We start from the raw sequence: 2,249 nt of genomic DNA, 5'->3' as shown, positions 1-2,249 counted from the left end.
AACGGAATGAAAAAGTTAGTAACGGTTCTTGTAGTGTTGCTGCTGGCGACCTCCCTGTTTGCCCAGGGTGGATCGGAATCGAAGAGCTCAGCCGGTGCTGTGCTGAACTTCAAGCTTGCTGAAAACCAGCCGGCAAACAACCCCATTTCAAAGGGTATGTTGATGTTCGCCGATTTGGTAAAGGAAAAGACCAACGGAACTGTGTTGATCGATGTGTATCTTGATGCTCAGCTGGGCAACGAGAATGAGACCATCGACCAGGTCCAGATTGGTGCGTTGGATTTCGCCCGCATCAACACCTCGGCTTTGGCATCCACTGCCGATGAGGTAGGTGTCTTCACGCTGCCGTACATTTTCACCAGCACCGATCACAAATACAAGGTTCTTGATGGTACGATCGGCCAGGGCGTTTCAGACTCCTTGAAGAAGTACAATATGATCGGCCTGGAATACTGGGAAGCCGGTTCAAGAAACTTCTACTCCACCAAGAAGCCGATCAAGAGCGTTGCTGATATAAAGGGTATGAAAGTCCGAGTACAGCAGAGTGAAGTAGCCATCAAGATGGTTGAGCTTCTTGGCGGTGCCGCCACACCGATGTCCTACGGTGAAGTGTATCAGGGCCTCCAGACCGGTGTCATCGATGCAGCAGAGAATGATTTTGTCTCTTACTACACCTCCGGCCACTATGAAGTTGCCAAGTATTATTCCCTCGATGCCCATATGGCACCTCCTGCCATGTTGCTGATGAGCCAAAACTCTTGGAACAAGCTTAACGACAGTCAGAAGCAGGCAGTCCGCGAGGCAGCCAAAGAAGCCGCAGTTTGGCAGAGACAGGCAATGATGGACTTCCAGAATGAGTCCAGAGCCAAGGTTGAGGAAGCCGGCTGCCAGATTTTCGAAGTTGATGGAAAAGAGTTCCAGAATGCTGTCTCCCCGATTTATGACCTGTATCCCCAGTACAAGTCGATCATCGAGCAGATTAAGGCAGTCAATTAGGGCTCTATACTGATGGAAGTTTCTTCCTCTGTGTGGAGGAAGGAACTTCTGTATACCGTCTTGGAGAAAGATCATGAATAACAACCAGAAAGTGCTGATGAAAATCAGAGGCTATTTCGATGCGTTCATACAAGCTGAACGATACATATCCAGTGTAATCCTCATCATTGTTACTCTTATAACGTTCGTTCAGGTAGTCATGCGTTTTGTGTTTGATGCTCCGTTCAGCTGGTCTGAAGAAGTAACGCTGATGTTTCTTGTCTGGTTCGGTTATCTGTGCATGGCAATCGATATTTACACCGACGACCATGCAGCCCTCTATTTCCTGTATAACCGAATGTCCCCGGTTCTGAGAAAAGGTGCCGACCTATTCAGACATGGGCTACTTGTTTGGTTTTTTGTCGAGATGATCAAGTACGGCTGGATGCTCACAAAACTCAACCTGCCCAAACCACAACCGGCAACCCGGTTCTCCCAAGGTTGGCTTTATGCCCCTCTCGTTGTCGGAGGTGTCTTGATGCTTATCTACTCTCTGGTGAACTTCATTTCGACTATCCTTAAACCCCGCTCTGAATACCAGCGGGAGTCCGACAAACCAAAGACAGTCGAAGAGCTCACAGTTGAGAGGGGAGGTACGGTATGACCAACGGGGTTTTGATTCTTTTCGGCAGCTTGATCATCCTGATGATGCTGCGCTTTCCTATCTCATTCGCCCTCGGAATAGCCAGTCTATTCACTGCAACCTATTTAGGGATTCCCTACTTCAACCTGTTCCAGAAGATGGCGACCGGTATCACCAGTTTCACCTTCATGTGTGTCCCTTTCTTCATCATCATGGCCCAGATCATGACAGATGGAGGAATCTCCGACCGGCTCACCAAGTTCTCCAACGTCCTGATCGGCCGGGTGCGTGGTGGTACGGCATTGGTCAACTGTGTCGTATCGATGTTCTTCGGAGGTATTTCAGGTTCTTCCATCGCCGACGTCTCCTCGATTGGGTCCTTCCTAATCCCTTCGATGATTAAAGAGGGCTACGATGCCGACTACTCTATTGCTGTAACCTGTACCAGCTCGGTGGAAGGGGTCATCATCCCTCCCAGCCAGAATATGATCTTCTATGTGGTTGCAGCAGGCAGCGGGCTTTCGATCAGCACCATGTTCATGACCGGGTATCTGCCGGGTTTTCTATTGACAGGGGCTCTCATGCTATGTTCTTACATTATCGCAGTAAGGAAGAAATATCCTATTTCAGA

The 2,249-nt window shown here is 49.1% G+C and carries 3 protein-coding genes; all 3 read left to right on the top strand.

What is annotated here, in order from left to right; translation table 11 throughout:
- Window positions 1–996 (top strand): TRAP transporter substrate-binding protein (locus B3F49_RS09335; protein ID WP_293910614.1); only part of this gene is annotated, 996 nt, incomplete at its 5' end.
- 73 nt (window positions 997–1,069) lie between these two features.
- Window positions 1,070–1,639, top strand: a complete 570-nt coding sequence (locus tag B3F49_RS09330; protein WP_293910613.1) for a TRAP transporter small permease — start codon at window positions 1,070–1,072, stop codon at window positions 1,637–1,639.
- A partial coding sequence (locus tag B3F49_RS09325) for a TRAP transporter large permease subunit (RefSeq protein WP_293910611.1) occupies window positions 1,636–2,249 on the top strand: 614 nt, incomplete at its 3' end. The genes B3F49_RS09330 and B3F49_RS09325, both read left to right, overlap by 4 nt.

It is taken from the genome of Sphaerochaeta sp. UBA5836 (assembly GCF_002432845.1).
Classification (GTDB): Bacteria; Spirochaetota; Spirochaetia; order Sphaerochaetales; family Sphaerochaetaceae; genus Sphaerochaeta.
The sequence above is the reverse complement of the archived record's forward strand: the minus strand, read 5'-3'. Positions and strand labels throughout refer to the sequence as shown.